The sequence below is a fragment of the Methylobacterium sp. FF17 genome (assembly GCF_025813715.1).
Classification (GTDB): domain Bacteria; phylum Pseudomonadota; class Alphaproteobacteria; order Rhizobiales; family Beijerinckiaceae; genus Methylobacterium; species Methylobacterium flocculans.
In genome coordinates, this window is the sequence record NZ_CP107532.1 from 4,946,500 (window position 1) to 4,961,711 (window position 15,212).

Annotated in this window: 15 protein-coding genes; 6 read left to right on the forward strand and 9 right to left on the reverse strand. The window is 71.5% G+C overall.

The genetic code is table 11. The annotated features are described in order from the left end of the window. Positions 1–39 precede the first annotated feature (39 nt). From rfbA to rfbC, 4 genes are all read right to left on the reverse strand, one after another. Entirely contained in the window at positions 40–930 is an 891-nt protein-coding gene (gene rfbA / locus OF380_RS23715) for a glucose-1-phosphate thymidylyltransferase RfbA (protein WP_264048098.1), read from the reverse strand. Further along, positions 927–1,868, reverse strand: coding sequence for a dTDP-4-dehydrorhamnose reductase (gene rfbD, locus OF380_RS23720; RefSeq protein WP_264048100.1), 942 nt, complete (start codon positions 1,866–1,868; stop codon positions 927–929). Before rfbD ends, rfbA begins: the two co-directional genes overlap by 4 nt. Positions 1,869–1,873: 5 nt before the next feature. Continuing rightward, a complete protein-coding gene (gene rfbB / locus OF380_RS23725) occupies positions 1,874–2,938 on the reverse strand; it encodes a dTDP-glucose 4,6-dehydratase (RefSeq protein ID WP_264048101.1) in 1,065 nt (354 codons plus the stop codon). A gap of 113 nt (positions 2,939–3,051) precedes the next feature. Next, positions 3,052–3,606 (reverse strand): dTDP-4-dehydrorhamnose 3,5-epimerase, encoded by a 555-nt coding sequence (gene rfbC / locus OF380_RS23730; protein ID WP_264048102.1) that lies wholly within the window; start codon positions 3,604–3,606, stop codon positions 3,052–3,054. A gap of 307 nt (positions 3,607–3,913) precedes the next feature. On the opposite strand from rfbC, the gene OF380_RS23735 reads away from it, so the two are divergent. Next, a complete protein-coding gene (locus OF380_RS23735) occupies positions 3,914–4,501 on the forward strand; it encodes a hypothetical protein (protein ID WP_264048103.1) in 588 nt (195 codons plus the stop codon). Positions 4,502–4,541: 40 nt separating this feature from the next. Here the strand turns inward: OF380_RS23735 and hpxZ are convergent, their stop codons facing one another. From hpxZ to OF380_RS23760, 5 genes are all read right to left on the reverse strand, one after another. Next, complete coding sequence (gene hpxZ, locus OF380_RS23740) at positions 4,542–4,940, reverse strand: oxalurate catabolism protein HpxZ (RefSeq protein ID WP_264048104.1); 399 nt, start codon at positions 4,938–4,940, stop codon at positions 4,542–4,544. 118 nt (positions 4,941–5,058) lie between these two features. Next, positions 5,059–6,471 carry an AtzE family amidohydrolase gene (locus OF380_RS23745; RefSeq protein WP_404810504.1) on the reverse strand — a complete coding sequence of 471 codons (1,413 nt, stop codon included), beginning with the start codon at positions 6,469–6,471 and terminating at the stop codon, positions 5,059–5,061. Then, on the reverse strand, positions 6,468–6,671 hold the full coding sequence (locus OF380_RS23750) for a DUF4089 domain-containing protein (protein ID WP_264048105.1): 204 nt from the start codon (positions 6,669–6,671) through the stop codon (positions 6,468–6,470). The genes OF380_RS23745 and OF380_RS23750 overlap by 4 nt, the downstream gene beginning before the upstream one ends. 58 nt (positions 6,672–6,729) lie before the next feature. Beyond that, positions 6,730–8,343: a regulator gene (locus OF380_RS23755; protein WP_264048106.1), complete on the reverse strand. Its 1,614-nt coding sequence runs from the start codon at positions 8,341–8,343 to the stop codon at positions 6,730–6,732. A gap of 72 nt (positions 8,344–8,415) precedes the next feature. After that, positions 8,416–9,087: a cysteine hydrolase family protein gene (locus tag OF380_RS23760; protein ID WP_264048107.1), complete on the reverse strand. Its 672-nt coding sequence runs from the start codon at positions 9,085–9,087 to the stop codon at positions 8,416–8,418. 46 nt (positions 9,088–9,133) lie between these two features. On the opposite strand from OF380_RS23760, the gene OF380_RS23765 reads away from it, so the two are divergent. From OF380_RS23765 to OF380_RS23785, 5 genes are all read left to right on the forward strand, one after another. Next, on the forward strand, positions 9,134–10,072 hold the full coding sequence (locus tag OF380_RS23765) for a hypothetical protein (RefSeq protein ID WP_404810505.1): 939 nt from the start codon (positions 9,134–9,136) through the stop codon (positions 10,070–10,072). A 159-nt stretch (positions 10,073–10,231) separates the two neighbouring features. Beyond that, positions 10,232–11,593: an 8-oxoguanine deaminase gene (locus tag OF380_RS23770; protein ID WP_264048108.1), complete on the forward strand. Its 1,362-nt coding sequence runs from the start codon at positions 10,232–10,234 to the stop codon at positions 11,591–11,593. Next, the gene (locus tag OF380_RS23775) at positions 11,593–13,194 is read left to right on the forward strand and encodes an ABC transporter ATP-binding protein (RefSeq protein WP_264048109.1); all 1,602 of its coding nucleotides are present in this window, start codon (positions 11,593–11,595) and stop codon (positions 13,192–13,194) included. The genes OF380_RS23770 and OF380_RS23775 overlap by 1 nt, the downstream gene beginning before the upstream one ends. Further along, on the forward strand, positions 13,184–14,260 hold the full coding sequence (locus tag OF380_RS23780; RefSeq protein WP_264048110.1) for an ABC transporter permease: 1,077 nt from the start codon (positions 13,184–13,186) through the stop codon (positions 14,258–14,260). The genes OF380_RS23775 and OF380_RS23780 overlap by 11 nt, the downstream gene beginning before the upstream one ends. Then, on the forward strand, positions 14,257–15,183 hold the full coding sequence (locus tag OF380_RS23785; protein WP_264048112.1) for an ABC transporter permease: 927 nt from the start codon (positions 14,257–14,259) through the stop codon (positions 15,181–15,183). The genes OF380_RS23780 and OF380_RS23785 overlap by 4 nt, the downstream gene beginning before the upstream one ends. The last annotated feature ends 29 nt before the right edge of the window (positions 15,184–15,212 follow it).

Consider the following 15,212-nt stretch of genomic DNA (forward strand, 5'->3'; position numbering starts at 1 on the left):
CGCGCGTCGGGGAGACCCCGCGGCCGCTCGGGCCGACCCTTACCGATTGAGGAAGCTGTCCGGGTCTTCCTGGGCGAGTTTGAGCAGGTTCTGTCCGTAGGCGGTCTTGGCGAACAGCTTGCCGCGGGCGACGAGCTGATCCTTTCCGATGAAGCCCTGCAGGTAGGCGATCTCCTCCAGGCAGGCCACCTGCAGCCCCTGTCGGTGCTGCAGCGTACGCACGAACTCGGAAGCCTCCAGCAGGCTGTCATGGGTGCCCGTGTCGAGCCAGGCATAGCCCCGCGACATCCGCTCCACGTGGAGTTCGCCCCGCTCCAGGTAGGCTTCGTTGATGCTCGTGATCTCGAGCTCCCCCCGCGCCGAGGGCTTCACGGCGGCGGCGATGTCGATCACCTGGTTGTCGTAGAAGTACAGGCCGGTGACCGCCCAGGGGCTCTCGGGCTCGGGCGGCTTCTCCACGAGGCGCAAGGGGCGGCCGTCCTTGTCGAGGGTGACGACGCCGTAGGCCGCCGGGTTGTCGACGTGGTAGGCGAACACCGTGGCGCCGGTCTTGCGCTCGCGGGCACGGCCGAGCAGCTCGCTCATGCCGTTGCCGAAGAACAGGTTGTCGCCGAGCACCAGGGCGACGTCGTCCGTCCCGATGAAGTCGCGCCCGATGATGAAGGCCTGCGCCAGTCCCTCCGGCCGGGGCTGGATCGCGTAGGTGAAGTGCAGCCCGAACTGCTCGCCGGTGCCGAACAGGCGCTTGTAGTTGTCGAGGTGCTCGGGGCTCGAGATGATCAGGATCTCGCGGATGCCGGCCAGCATCAGCACCGAGACCGGGTAGTAGATCATCGGCTTGTCGTAGACCGGCAGCAGCTGCTTGTTGATCGACAGGGTCGCCGGGTGCAGGCGCGTGCCCGTGCCCCCCGCCAGGACGATGCCCTTCATGCCCGTGTCTCCTTGCTGTCTTGCGCCCGAACCGGCCCCACCAGCCGGTCGAGGATGTCTTCCAGCGCCTCCGCCCAGGGGCGGGGCGTCAGGCCGTAGGCGTCCGTCAGGCTCTGGGTCGAGAGCCTGGAGTTGGCCGGGCGCCGGGCCGGGGTCGGGAAGGCGGAGGTCGGGATCGCGTCCACCGGTACCGCGCGAGCGCCCCGCCGAGCGGAGGCCGCGAGGATGCCGCGGGCGAACCCGCACCAGGTCGTGGGACCGTCATTGACGAAGTGGTGCGTACCCGTGGGCGCGGCGGCGTCGCGGGCCAGTCTCTGCGCGATCACCGCCAAGCCGGCGGCCAGGTCCCCCGCGCTGGTGGGGTTGCCGTGCTGGTCATCGACCACGCTCAGGCGTTCGCGCTCCCCGGCGAGCCGCAGCATCGTCTTCACGAAGTTGCCCCGGTGGGGGCTCACCACCCAGGCCGTGCGGATGATGGCATGGCGCGGGTTGGCCGCCCGCACCGCCATCTCGCCGGCCGCCTTGCTCGCCCCGTAGACGCTCTGGGGGTTCACCGGCGTGTCGGGGGTGCAGGCGCCCTGCCCTTGGCCGTCGAAGACGTAATCGGTGGAGACGTGGACGAGGGGGATGCCGACCCGCGCCGTCGCGGCGGCGAGCAGCGCCGGCGCCACCGCGTTCAGGGCCCAGGCGGCGGCGATGTCCGCTTCCGCCTTGTCGACGGCCGTATAGGCCGCCGCATTGACCACGGCCGCGTAGGGGCGCGCGGCGAGCGCCGCATCGATCGCGGCCCCGTCGGTGATGTCGAGCGCCTCCCGGCCCGGGGCGGACAGGCGCGTGCCCGCCGCCCAGAGGTCCGGGTTCCGCAGCTCGGTGCCGACTTGGCCGGCGCCACCGAGGATGAGGATGTCGAGCGGCTCGGGATTCCTGAGTTCCGGCATCGGGCTCAACCCGCCTTCGGGGCGAGCCCCAGGCCGAGGCGCTCGCCGGTGTAGCGGCCTTCGCGGATGGGGCGCCACCAGCCCTCGTTGGCGAGGTACCAGCGCACGGTCTCCTCCAGCGCCTGCTCGAAGTCCTTGGTCGGATGCCAGCCGAGCTCGGCTTCCGCCTTCGATGGGTCGATGGCGTAGCGCCGATCGTGGCCGGGTCGGTCGGTGACGTAGGTGATCAGGCGGTCATGCGAGGCCTGCTCCGGGCGCAGGCGGTCGAAGGCGGCGCAGAGCGCCTTGACCACGGCGAGGTTGTTGCGCACCGAGCGTCCGCCGAGGAGGTAGGTCTCGCCGAGCCGTCCCCGCTCCAGCACCGCCACGAGGCCGCGGGCATGGTCCTCCACGTGGATCCAGTCGCGCTCGTTCAGGCCGTCGCCGTAGACCGGCAGGTTCCGGCCCTCCAGCGCGTTGAGGATCATCAGCGGGATCAGCTTCTCGGGGAAGTGGCGCGGGCCGTAATTGTTCGAGCAGTTCGTCACCAGGACCGGCAGGCCGTAGGTCTCGTGCCAGGCGCGGGCCAGGTGGTCGGAGGCGGCCTTGGAGGCCGAGTAGGGCGAGCGCGGATCGTAGCGGCTCTCCTCGGTGAAGAACGCATCCGGCGGCAGCGAGCCGTAGACCTCGTCGGTGGAGACGTGGAGGAAGCGGAAGGCCGCCTTGGCCTCCCCCGTCAGCCCGTCCCAATGGGTGCGGGCGCCGTCGAGCATGACCTGGGTGCCCACCACGTTCGTGCGGATGAAGGCACCCGGATCGGTGATCGAGCGGTCGACGTGGCTCTCGGCGGCGAGATGCATCACGGCCTCGGGCCGGAAGTCGGCGTAGAGAGCGTGCACGGCCGCCGGATCGCAGATGTCGGCCTCGACCAGCCGGTGGCGGGGATCCTCCGCCAGCGGCTGAAGCGAGATGGGGTTGGCCGCGTAGGTCAGCGCGTCGAGCGTCGCGACCTCGTGTCCGAGGTCCTGCACGAGGTGCAGGACGAGGGCTGATCCGATGAAGCCGCAGCCGCCGGTAACCAAGATGCGCATGGGAGGATCGGGATCTCTGGAGGGAACGGGGCCGGGGCCCGCGACGGGGGCTGGCCCGGATGGACCTTGCCCGGATGGAGTGTGCCCAGGGGCCGCGTGCCGGGCAGGAGGCGTCAGAAAAGCGGCGGAAGATCGGCCAGACGCGGAGCGACCCGGTCCTTGGCGGAAAGCTGCGCCTCCGCGTCCGTGACGGGCCAGTCGATGCCGAGATCCGGATCGTTCCAGAGCACGGCACCGTCGTGCTCGGGGCTGTAGACGCCGCCCGCCACTTTGTAGGCCACCATGGTATCGGGCACGAGGGTGCAGAAGCCGTGCCCGAAGCCGACGGGCACGTAGAGTTGCTCGCCGTTCTCGGCATCGAGGCGGACCGCCACGTGCCGGCCGTAGGTGGGCGAGTCACGCCTGAGGTCCACCGCGACATCCAGGATGGCGCCGGCGAGCACCCGGATCAGCTTGGCCTGGGCCATGGGATGGCGCTGGAAGTGCAGGCCGCGCACGGTGCCCTGGGGGGCGGAGAAAGACTGGTTGTCCTGGATGAAGACGTCCGCGATCCCGCCACGGGCCAAGACATCCGCCCGGTACGTCTCCGAGAACCAGCCCCGCGCATCGCCGAACCGCTGGGGCACCACGCGCTTGACCGCCGGAAGGGTCGTCTCGATCACCTGCATTGTGCAAGCCTCTCACATCCGTGAACTTGCCCGTTCTAGGCAGTTCTCAACACCGCCCTGTCAAGGGGTGGGCCGGTTTACCGCGACGTGCGCAACCTGGGATCGTTCGCCCACGTGCTTCCCCCCGGAGGGGCAGCCGTGTTTTCGACACATGTCCCTGAGACGACAGACAGCAGCCTCAAATACTGAAGATCGCGCTCGTCGCCCGTCGAGGATTTTGCGGCTCGTTGAGGATCTTGGCGCCATCGAAGATCTTGCGGCCCTTGGAAGATCTTCGCATCCGAAATCGTGCGAGCGGAACAAGCCCATGATCGAGATCGTGATCCTTGCAGGAACCTGCGGCGCAGGGTCGGGGACCTATGAACTCGGCCTCTTTCACCTGCCGGACGGAAGCGCGCGGGGCGTCGAGGATCTGACGGACCTGATCGTGCCGCCTGATCCGGTCGTGAGCATGGCCACGTGCCGGGTCGGCATCGCGCGCGGTCTGCGCGAGGCCCTGGCGGCGACCGGTCCCCTGCCCCGGCCCCTCGGTCTGGCGGCCTCCGTCCTGGGAGCCGGCCTCGACGTGCTCGGGGGCGACGGGCGATCCGGCCTGTCCGTCGAACTCCGCTTCGCGGACGGCGCCACGGCGACGATCCGCACGGATGCCGAAGGGGTCGCCCGGATCGGCCGGGATCGCGACGTGGTTCGGCGGGCCGCCCTGCGGTTCGCGGCCCGCTCGGCCGAGGACACCCCGGCGGAATCGTTGGCCGAGCCGCCGGGCGGCGAGCCCGCGACGCTGGGACCGGACGCGCGCGCGCTTGCCTCGATCTTCGCCTACGAGAAGCGTGGGGGTCGCCTGCGCCGGCTTTCGGCCAAGACCTCGATGATGCGCGCGACTTCGGATGATACTTGAGACTTCACTCCTGCGTGAGATCCCGGGCGACGCCTGACGCTCACGCACCGTGATCGGGGCTGGCCTCGATGACGCTGACATGGGCGGCGACGACCTTCCAGCCGTCGGGGAAGCGGATCCAGGTCTGGCTCTGGCGCCCGATCCGGCCCGGGGCGCTCGTGCGCGTGAACAGCGTCATCGCGATCCCCGTATCCGCTCCGTAGGTGGTGATGACGGTCTCCTGCAGGTCGCGGGCCAGCCCCTCGGGCGAGCGCCCCCGGCGGAAGGCGCGGATCGCCGCCATGCCGTAGAGGTTTTCGCCGCCGCCGTAGCGGATGGTGCGCGGATCGTCGTGGAACAGGGCCTCCAGGGTCGGCACGTCGTTGCCGACCAGGGCGGCCTCGTAGGCCCTGAAGGCGGCCTCCACCTCGGCCTTCACCGCCGGATCGTCGATCGTCATCGCTGTCTCACTGATTGGATATCCGTTTGACCGCTTCGCGGCGGCAGGCAGCGGCTTCGCTCGCGTGCCTGGCGCGCTCGTCGGGACGGTTGCCGCCCCGATCGAGCGGCGGCCGTTCTCACAGGTCCGCGACGGGAGCCCGCACGATGCCGTCCCGTTCGAGGCGGCGGGCGACGCGCAGGGCGAGATCCTCGCGCCAGGGCGCGGCGATGACCTGGACGCCGAGCGGCAGGCCGTCGTCGAGGCGGACCGGCACCGCCACCACCGGCAGGCCGATGAAGGAGATCGGCTGCGTGAACACGCCGATATTGGCCCGCACCGGCAGGGTCACGCCGTCGAGGACGAAGGTGGTCTGCCCGGAGCGCGGCGCCCGGCACGGGGTGGCGGGTGCCAGGATCACGTCGACCTCGCGGAACAGGTCGAGCACCGCCGCCCGATACCAGCGGCGGAAGCGTTGCGCGCGCTCGACGAGGGGGGCCGGCATCATCGCCCCGGCGATCAGGCGGTCGCGGACGGCGGGGTCGAAATCGTGGCCCTGGCTGCGCAGACGTTCGAGATGCAGGGCCGCCCCCTCGGCGGCGGTGATGAGGTAGGCCGCCGCCCGGGCGCGCGCCGCCTCCGGAATCGTGACGCGGCGCGTGCCGTCGAGGGCCCGGGCGACATGGGCCACGGCCTCGAACGCCTCCGCATCGCCGCCGCGCGCGAAGTAGCCGTCCGCCACGGCGACGCGCAGGCCGCCGAGGCCCTCGTCGAGGATCGGCCCCACCGGTTCGGCGGACCGGGTGGTCGCGACCGGGTCGTCCGGGTCCGGCCCCTGCATGGCGTCGTAGGCCAGCGCGAGGTCCGCGACGCTGCGCGCCATGGGACCGAGATGGTCGAGGCTGCCCACGAAGGGGAAGCTGCCCGCCCGCGTCAGCCGGCCATAGGTGGGCTTGAGCCCGAAGCAGCCGCAGAAGGCCGAGGGCACCCGGATCGAACCGTTGGTGTCGGAGCCGAGCGCGATGGGCACCAGACCCGCGCCGACTGCGCCGCCGGAGCCCCCCGACGAGCCGCCGGACATGTGCCCGAGGTCGTGCGGGTTGCGGGTCGACCCGTCATGGACGTTCTCGCCGGTGAAGTCGTAGGCGTACTCGCCCATGTTGAGGCCGCCGACGAGGATCGCGCCCGCCGCTTCCATCCGGCGTACCAGGGCGCCGTCGCGGGAGGCCGGGGGCCGCACGCGGTTGATCTTCGAACCTGCCCGCGTCGGCAGGCCGGCGATGTCGAACAGGTTCTTGACCGCGAAGGGCACGCCGGCGAGGGGCCCCATGGGCTCGCCCCGCGCGCGGGCCGCATCCAACGTCGCGGCGCGCGCGGTCGCGCGCTTGGACAGGACGTCCGTGAAGGCGTTCACCGCGGGATCGACCCGTTCGATCCGCGCCAGCACCGCCGCGACGGTGGCGCTGGCGCTGACGGTTCCGTCCCGGAACGCCCCCGCCAGCGCCTCGGCCGTCATCGTGCTCGGGTCCGTCATCGTGTCCGGGCCGCTCATGCCGTGTAGACCGGGGCGGCTTCCGCCTCGTCGGGCAGGGCGAAATCGCCGACCTGCGTCGCGGCGGCGTGCAGGACCGTGAGGTTGCTGCCGATGGCCCCGATCCAGGCCGGATCGAGGGGGATCGCGAGCAGGCGGGCCGCAGCGGCGATGTAGGCGTCGAGGCCGCCGTCCGGCGGTGTGTCGTTGGACTCTGACACGGAAGCTTCCTGGCATTTCGACCCGGGGACCGGGTCCTGGTTGGATGGTGTCGGGACCCTACTCCGCCGGAAGGGCGGCGTGGGCCGGGACCGGCGCCGGCGGCGCGACGGCCGTGGTCCGCGCGGCGGCATAGAGAAGCCCCGCCACCAGGGCGTAGGCAAGAGCCAGGCCGGGCGTCACCGCGATGCCGACGGCGGGCCCGTGCATGAAGCCGAAGAAGGTGAGCACCGCCCCGGCGAGCGCGAAGGCGGCGGCCTTGGCGAAGTCGCGCTCGATGATGAAGACCGCGATGGCCCCGAGGATCAGGCCGCCGAGGATCGCGCCCTCGCCGAGGATCCCGAGGCCCGCGTAGAGCACGCCCGCCTGGCCGAGCTTGTCGAGGCCCACCGCCGCCGCGCTGGTGCCGGCCGCTCCCAGCGCCCCGTCGATCAGGGTCTTGGCCCAGGCGGCCAGATGTGGCGCGAAGGCGAGCACGATGGCCGGCGCATGCGCATGCGGCGTCTCCTGGAAGGCCTGCGCGCCGATCAGCATGCCGATGTAGAGCAGGATCGGGGCGATCGCGACCACGGGCACGACGCTGGAGAGCAGCGAGACCAGGTTGAGCCAGGTCAGCAGCAGGATCACCGCGCCGGTGGCGAAGGAATAGCCGATGCGTCCGCCCATCGCCTTCCAGCCGGGATGGCCGATATAGACCGCGTTGATGAACGGGTTGCCCATGAGGCATCCGATCAGGCTCACCACCCCGTCCGCCGTGAGCACCCGCGTGGTGGGATAGGGGTCGCCCGCCACCTCGGCGCTCTCGACGTTGTCCATGGCCTCCACGAGGTCGTAGATGCCGAACGGGATCGCGGTGACGAGGATGATCCCGATGAAGTCGAAGCCCGAGAAGACGTGGCCGACGGCCGGCAGCGGCACCGAGAAGCCGATGCCCTGGAGGGCCGCCGCGAGGCCCGGCCCGCTCACCCCGCCCATCTCAAGGCCGAAGAGCTTGGCGCCCCAGGCCACCACCATCCCGAACAGGATCGCGACGAGCCCCGCCGGCAGGCGGCCGGGATAGCGCAGGCCCCCGAACCAGGCGAGCAGGATGATCGCGAAGGCGACCACCCCGATCACCGGCGTGGTGATGAGTTCGAGCGCGGGGCGCATGGCGATGAAGGTGACGGAGACGCCGGCCAGCGTCCCCAGCAGCGCCGCGCGCGGGGTGATCCGCCGGATCACCGGGGCGGCGAACCCGCCGATCATCAGGATGAAGCTCTGGATGAAGACCCAGGCCAGCCCCGCCTCCCAGGCTTTGACCGGGTCGCCGGTGGCGAGCTTGATCGGCAGCATGATCACGAACACCACGATGAACATGTGCGGCACGCTGATGCCGGAGGGCAGCGCGCAGACGTCGTCGCGCCCGGTCTCGCGCGCCAGACGATAGGCGAGCCAGCCGTAATAGGCGGTGGAGAGGCAGAGCATCAGCCCGACCGCCGGCAGGATGCGCCCGAAGGTGACGGCGTCCGGCATGCCGAGCACGAAGCGCAGGAGGCCGGTGAGCACCAGCAGGTTGACGAGGATGTTGGTGCCGAACCCGAAGAAGGCATTCCAGTCGCCCGGCACCCAGAGGGCGGGCCGGAAGGCTGTCGTGATCCCGGCTCCGGCCGGTCCCGTCCCGTGTACGCCCGTCATGGCCGTGATCCTCCGGTTGCTGTTCTGCCGCTCCCGCGTGCTTCTGGAGACCCGTCGTGAAGGGGGGCGCCCTCAGGGGGCGCTGAGGGCTTCGACAACGGCGCCCGAGTCGGAGACCCAGCCGAAGATGCCGCCCTGGGCCGCGATCATCGCGAGGCCGACCCGGTGGAACTCGGGGAAGTAGGACGCGCAGCCGTCCCCGATCGCGACGCAGCGATAGCCGCGGTCGTTGCCCTCGCGGATCGTGGTGTGCACGCAGACCTCGGTGGTGACGCCGCAGACCAGCAGCGTGGCGATGCGGCGGGCGGACAGGATGGCGCCGAGGTCGGTGGCGTAGAAGGCGCCCTTGCCCGGCTTGTCGATCACCACCTCCCCCCGGACGGGCGCCAGGTCGGGCACGATGCCGTGGCCGGGTTCGCCCCGGATCAGGATGCGGCCCATCGGGCCGGCCGCGCCGATGCGCGCGGTGGGCGCACCCCGCTCGAGCTTGGCCGGCGGCGCGTCGGACAGGTCGGGCTTGTGGCCCTCGCGCGTATGCACGACGAGGAGGCCGGCGGCCCGCGCCGCCCGCAGCACGGCCTGGATCGGCGCCACGGCGGCCTGCAGCAGCGACACGTCGTTGCCCAGGCTCTCGCCGAAGCCGCCCGGCTCCAGGAAGTCGCGCTGCATGTCGATGATCACCAGTGCGGTGGTCGCCGGGTCGAAGGAGAGCGCGGCGGGCTCGGCCGTGAGGGTCAGGGGCATGCCGGGGCACCGGGCCGGAGAGATCGTCCCCGCGACGGTCCGGAGCGTGTCTGTCCTGGGCCTGTCCGCCATGACCCCGGCCCTGTCCGCCGACCTCGGCCTGGAGAAGGCGCCGGTGGCCCCCAAGGAGATCCCCTCCTCCTTCTTCCTCTTCTCCGATACGCAGGTCAGCTATCGCTACGTGATGGATTCCCGCGAGCCCGGCGTCCCGGCCACGAAGGGCGATCCGCTGGCGGGACGCAGCATCCCGAAGAACGTCATCAACATCTCGCACGCCGACGCCTGGGCCTACGGCACCAACTTCTTCTCCCTCGACATCCTGAAATCGGGCAACCAGGATCCGAGCGGCTTCGCCTTCCCGCGTCTGAGCGAGCAGACGGGCGTCGGTGCCACCGAGGCCTACGGCCTCTATCGCGGCACCCTGAGCGGCAACGCCCTGACCGGCAGCAAGGCCTTCGCCGTTCCGGGCTTCGTGAAGGACATCTCCCTGTCCTACGGCACGGACCTGAACTCCAAGAACACCAGCTTCGGCTCCGAGAAACGCCTCGTCGTCGCGGGCCTGAACTTCGCCCTCGACGTGCCCGCCGGCTTCCTCAACGTGTCGGTCCATGCCTCGAAGGAGTTCAACCGCAACGGCATCGTGCCGCTGCCCGCCCGGGCGGTCGAGTTCGATTTCACGCCCGAGATCGAGATCGTCTACAACATCCCGCTCGCCTTCACGGGGCTTCCCTTGAGCCTCGCCGGCTTCAACAACGTCGTCATGCCCAAGGGCCGCGACGGGTTCGGCGCCCAGACCGTGACGGAGTTCCTGTCCCGCACCAACCTCGTGCTCGACATCGGCAAGCTCGTCTACGACCAGCCCAACAAGGTCGATGCCTTCGTGGGCTTCCAGTACTGGCGCAACAAGTTCGGCAACGACATGCGCCGCGTCGCCGGCTCCGAGGAGAAGACCTTCCTCGCGGGCTTCGCTTTCCATATCCTGTGATACGGCCGCCGCTCGATCGAAGCCGGGACCGTATCGCCAGGCCCGCGCGGCGCTCGAGCGAGGCCCGGTTCCGCCATCCCGAAGGGGATCGACCGGGTCCGGCATGAGGCCTCGGGCGCGCCACGCGGGCCGAGGCGGTTCCTGCGATCGAGGATGGGAATGACGCAACCCACGAAGACCAAGCGCCTCTGGATCAAGGCGCCGCTGGCGATCCTCGCGCCGGATGCCGCCGGCGGCCTCGTGGTCGAGGGCACCCGGATCGTCGAGTGCCTGGCCGCGGGGGCGTCCCCCGCCGGCCCGGTGGACGAGACCTTCGACGCGAGCCGCCACGTGGTCATCCCGGGCCTCGTCAACACCCATCACCACTTCTTCCAGACGCTCACTCGCGCCCATCCGGTGGCGATCAACAAGCCGCTCTTCCCGTGGCTGCAGGCGCTCTACACGGTCTGGGACAAGATCACCCCGGAGGCGTTCCGGTTGGCGACGCGGCTCGCCTATACCGAACTCCTGCTCTCCGGCTGCACCACGGCCGGCGACCACCATTACCTCTTCCCCAAGGGCCTGGAATCCTCCGTGGACATCCAGGTCGAGGAGGCCCGGGCGCTCGGCATCCGCGCCGTCGTCACCCGGGGCTCGATGAGCCTGTCCGTGCGCGACGGCGGCCTGCCCCCCGAGTGCCTGACCCAGGACGACGACACGATCCTCGCCGACAGCGAGCGGGTGCTGCGCCTGTTCCACGACCCCGAGCCCGGCGCGATGGTGCAGATCGGGCTCGCTCCCTGCTCGCCCTTCAACGTGACGAAGCGGCTGATGCGCGAGAGCGCGGCGCTGGCCGAAGCCCACGATTGCCGCCTGCACACCCATCTCGGCGAGACCCTGGACGAGGATCGCTACTGCCTCGAGATGTTCGGCCAGCGCCCCGTCGATTACCTCGAGGAGGTGGGCTGGCTCGGCCCGCGCACCTGGCTCGCCCACGGCATCCACTTCGACGACGCGGAGGTGAAGCGGCTCGGCGCCGCCGGGGTGGGCGTCTGCCACTGCCCGACCTCGAACATGACGCTGGCCTCCGGCTCCTGCCGGACCTGCGAGCTGGAGGCCGCCGGGTCTCCCGTCGGCCTCGGCGTCGACGGCTCGGCCTCGAACGACAGCTCGAACCTGATGGAGGGCGTGCGCCACGCCCTGATGCTCAACCGCCTGACCTACGGGGCGGAGGCCGTCACCCATCTCGACGCCCTGCGCTGGGGGACGGAAGGCTCGGCCGCCTGCCTCGGACGCAGCGATATCGGCCGGCTCGCGGTAGGCCGCGAGGCGGATCTCGCCCTGTTCACCCTCGACGAACTGCGCTTCTCCGGCGCGCACGATCCCCTCGCCGCCCTGGTGCTCTGCGGGGCGCACCGGGCCGACCGGGTGATGGTGGCCGGGACTTGGCGGGTCATCGACGGTCAGCCCCTCGGGATCGAGACGGGGCAGCTGCGCGAGGCCCATACCCGCCTCGCCCACGCGCTGTTCGGGACGACCTGATGGTGGCCGCCCCCCCGATCCGCACGGAGGGGCCGACGCCTCTGTTCGGCGCCTACGGCATCGTCAAGCGCTTCGGCGCGTTCACGGCCAATGACGGGATCGACCTGGAGATCCGGGCCGGCGAGATCCATGCGCTGCTCGGCGAGAACGGGGCCGGCAAGTCGACCCTGATGAAGATCCTCTACGGGCTCCTGGAGCCGACCGAGGGCGTCGTCACCCACCGGGGCGACCGCGTGCGGCTCGCCAACCCGGAGGCCGCCCGGGCGCTCGGCATCGGCATGGTGTTCCAGCACTTCTCCCTGTGCGAGAACCTGAGCGTGGCCGAGAACATCGCCCTCGTGATGCCCGGGGGCCTGAACGGCCGGGCCCTGAGCGCCCGCATCGCGGAGGTCGGTGCGGCCTACGGCCTCCACCTCGACCCCGGCCGGCCGGTCTGGTCCCTCTCGGCCGGCGAGCGCCAGCGCATCGAGATCATCCGCTGCCTCCTGCAGGACCCCAGGCTCCTCATCCTCGACGAGCCGACCTCGGTGCTGACGCCCGGCGAGGCGGAGGCCCTGTTCGTGGTGCTGGAGCGCCTGCGCGACGAGGGGCGGGCGCTGCTCTACATCTCGCACCGCCTCGACGAGGTGCGCCGCCTCTGCACCCGCGCCACCATCCTGCGCGGCGGCCGGGTGGTGGGGGCCTGCGACCCGCGCGCCGAGACCGCCCGCTCCCTCGCCGCCATGATGGTGGGCGTGCAGGTCGGCGAGGTCCGGCCGTCCTCGGGCGCACCGACGGGCCCGGAACGCCTCGTCCTGACGTCGCTCTCCCGCCCCGCCCCCGGACTGCACGGTACGGCCCTGAAGGACGTGTCGCTGAGCGTCCGGGGCGGCGAGATCGTGGGCATCGCCGGGATCGCCGGCAACGGTCAGGCGGAGCTCTTCGACGCCCTGTCCGGCGAGGCGTTGGCGCCGGAGCCCGGCATGCTGCGCCTCGACGGCGAGGAATCCGGCCGCCTCGGCATCACCGCCCGGCGGCGCAAGGGCGGCGGCTTCGTGCCGGAGGAGCGCAACGGGCACGGCGCGGCGCCCGCCCTGAGCCTGTCGGACAACGCGATCCTCTCGCGCCACGCCACCGCCGGCCTGACCCGGTTCGGCTTCCTGCGCCGTGGAGCCGCCCGAACCCTCGCCCAGGCGGTGATCCGCGCCTTCGACGTGCGCAAGGCCGGTCCCGACCCCGCCGCGGGCACCCTCTCGGGCGGCAACCTGCAGAAATACCTGATGGGACGCGAGATCCTGGCCGAGCCCGGCATCCTCGTGGTCAACCAGCCCACCTGGGGCGTCGATGCCCTGGCCGCCGCGCAGATCCGGCTGGCGCTGATCGACCTCGCGGCCCGGGGCGCCGCGATCCTGGTGATCAGCCAGGACCTCGACGAGGTGTTCGAGATCGCCGGACGCATCGCCGTGCTCCATGACGGCACCCTGTCGCCGGCCGTACCGGCCGCCGAGACCACCCGCGAGACCCTGGGCCTGCTCATGGGCGGAGCGCTGCCGGCATCCGTCGCCCCGCCGCCGGCGACGATCACACCGGATCTCGCCCGGGAGCCGATCCATGCGCATTGACCTGACGCCGCGCGCGAACCGTTCGGCCCTGGCGGACGCGCTCGCGCCCTTCCTCGCTTTCCTGGCCGCCCTCCTCGTCGGCGGGATCGTGGTGGCCGCCATGGGCCGCTCGCCGGCGGCCGCCTTCGCCACCTACTTCGTGGCCCCCTTGAGCGAGGTCTGGTCCCTGCAGGAGGTGGCCCTGAAGGCCGCGCCGCTCGCCCTCATCGCCACCGGCCTCGCCTTCTGCTTTCGGGCTAACATCTGGAATATCGGCGCGGAGGGACAGTTCGTGGTCGGCGGCCTGTGCGGCGGCTGGATCGGCGTCGCCAGCCACGGCGCCGGGGGCAACACCCTCTGGGTGCTGCCCCTGATGCTCGCCGTCGGCACGCTGGCCGGCATGCTCTACGGACTGATCCCGGGGCTGCTGAAGGTCCGCCCCGGGGTCTCGGAAATCCTCACCAGCCTGATGCTGGTCTATGTGGCCGAACTCCTGCTCGACTACATGGCCCGCGGTCCCTTGCGCGACCCGGCCGGCTTCAACTTCCCCCAGAGCGTCACCTTCGATGACGCCGCCCGCCTGCCCTACCTGATGGAGGGCGACAGCCTGCACGCGGGCGTCGCCGTCGCGCTGGCGGCGATCGTCGTCGCCACCCTGGTGCTCGGGCGCACCCTGTTCGGGTTCACCGTGCGGGTGGTGGGGGCGAGCCCGCGCGCGGCCCGGTTCGCCGGCTTCAGCGACGCGCGCCTGACGCTCGCGGTCTTCGCCGTCTCCGGCGGCGCGGCGGGTCTGGCCGGGATCTGCGAGGTGGCGGGCAAGATCGGTCAGCTCCAGCCCTCGATCTCGCCGGGCTACGGCTTCACCGCCATCATCGTGGCCTTCCTCGGGCGCCTCTCCCCGGCGGGGATCCTGGTCGCGGCCCTCGTCATCGCCCTCACCACCATCGGCGGCGAGGGCGCGCAGATCGACCTCAAGCTGCCCCTCGACCTCACTCGTGCCTTCCAGGGCCTGCTCCTCGCCCTGGTGCTGGGGGCCGACGCCCTCTCGCGCTACCGGGTCCGCCTCGTGCCGGGAGCGACGGCATGACCCCCGATATCGTCCAGATGGTCCTCGTCACCATCGTGGCCGCCGCGACCCCGCTGATGATCGCGGCGATCGGCGAACTCGTGGCGGAGCGGGCCGGCGTCCTCAACCTCGGGGTCGAGGGCATGATGGTGCTGGGGGCGGCCGCCGGATTCGCGGTGGCGGTGGAGACCGGCTCGACGCTTCTCGGCGCGCTGGCTGGCGCCGGTGCCGGGCTCGCCCTCTCGGCCCTGTTCGGCATCCTCACCGTGGTGCTCAGCGCCAACCAGGTCGCCTCGGGTCTCGCCATGACCATCCTCGGCCTCGGGCTCTCGGGCCTCGTCGGCGGGTCCTATGTGGGCCTCAAGCGCGAGGCGGCGCCGCACCTGGACTGGCCCGGGCTGACCGACCTGCCCGGCATCGGTCGCCTCCTCTTCGGGCAGGACGCCTTCGTCTACCTCGCCTTCGCGCTGGTGGCGGGCGTGTGGTGGTTCCTGTGGCGCACCCGCGCCGGCCTGACCCTGCGCGCCATCGGCGACGACCACACCGCCACCCATGCGCTCGGGCTCAAGGTCCGAAAGGTGCGCTTCCTCGCCGTCCTGTTCGGCGGCGCCTGCGCGGGGCTCGCCGGGGCCTACCTGTCGCTCGCCTACACGCCGTTCTGGGCGCCGGCGATGACGGCCGGGCGCGGCTGGATCGCCCTCGCCCTCGTGGTCTTCGCCTCCTGGCGCCCGCTGCGGGTGCTCGCCGGCGCGATGCTGTTCGGGGGCGCCACCGTGCTCCAGCTGCACGCCCAGGCCGCCGGCCTCGGCCTGCCCGGCCAGGCGCTCTCCGCCCTGCCCTACCTCGCCACCATCCTGGCCCTGGTCTTGCTCTCCCTCGGGCGACGCCACGGCGGTTCCCTCGCCCCGGCCGCGCTGGGCCGGGTCTTCACGCCGCACCGTTGAGGCGCGCTCCTCCATCCAAGGACATCGGA

What these genes read in the sequence shown, in the direction of transcription:
- rfbA (WP_264048098.1), bottom strand. Translation starts at nt 930, where the DNA reads ATGAAGGGCATCGTCCTGGCGGGGGGCACGGGCACGCGCCTGCACCCG.
- rfbD (WP_264048100.1), bottom strand. Translation starts at nt 1,868, where the DNA reads ATGCCGGAACTCAGGAATCCCGAGCCGCTCGACATCCTCATCCTCGGT.
- rfbB (WP_264048101.1), bottom strand. Translation starts at nt 2,938, where the DNA reads ATGCGCATCTTGGTTACCGGCGGCTGCGGCTTCATCGGATCAGCCCTC.
- rfbC (WP_264048102.1), bottom strand. Translation starts at nt 3,606, where the DNA reads ATGCAGGTGATCGAGACGACCCTTCCGGCGGTCAAGCGCGTGGTGCCC.
- OF380_RS23735 (WP_264048103.1), top strand. Translation starts at nt 3,914, where the DNA reads ATGATCGAGATCGTGATCCTTGCAGGAACCTGCGGCGCAGGGTCGGGG.
- hpxZ (WP_264048104.1), bottom strand. Translation starts at nt 4,940, where the DNA reads ATGACGATCGACGATCCGGCGGTGAAGGCCGAGGTGGAGGCCGCCTTC.
- OF380_RS23745 (WP_404810504.1), bottom strand. Translation starts at nt 6,471, where the DNA reads ATGAGCGGCCCGGACACGATGACGGACCCGAGCACGATGACGGCCGAG.
- OF380_RS23755 (WP_264048106.1), bottom strand. Translation starts at nt 8,343, where the DNA reads ATGACGGGCGTACACGGGACGGGACCGGCCGGAGCCGGGATCACGACA.
- OF380_RS23760 (WP_264048107.1), bottom strand. Translation starts at nt 9,087, where the DNA reads ATGCCCCTGACCCTCACGGCCGAGCCCGCCGCGCTCTCCTTCGACCCG.
- OF380_RS23770 (WP_264048108.1), top strand. Translation starts at nt 10,232, where the DNA reads ATGACGCAACCCACGAAGACCAAGCGCCTCTGGATCAAGGCGCCGCTG.
- OF380_RS23775 (WP_264048109.1), top strand. Translation starts at nt 11,593, where the DNA reads ATGGTGGCCGCCCCCCCGATCCGCACGGAGGGGCCGACGCCTCTGTTC.
- OF380_RS23780 (WP_264048110.1), top strand. Translation starts at nt 13,184, where the DNA reads ATGCGCATTGACCTGACGCCGCGCGCGAACCGTTCGGCCCTGGCGGAC.
- OF380_RS23785 (WP_264048112.1), top strand. Translation starts at nt 14,257, where the DNA reads ATGACCCCCGATATCGTCCAGATGGTCCTCGTCACCATCGTGGCCGCC.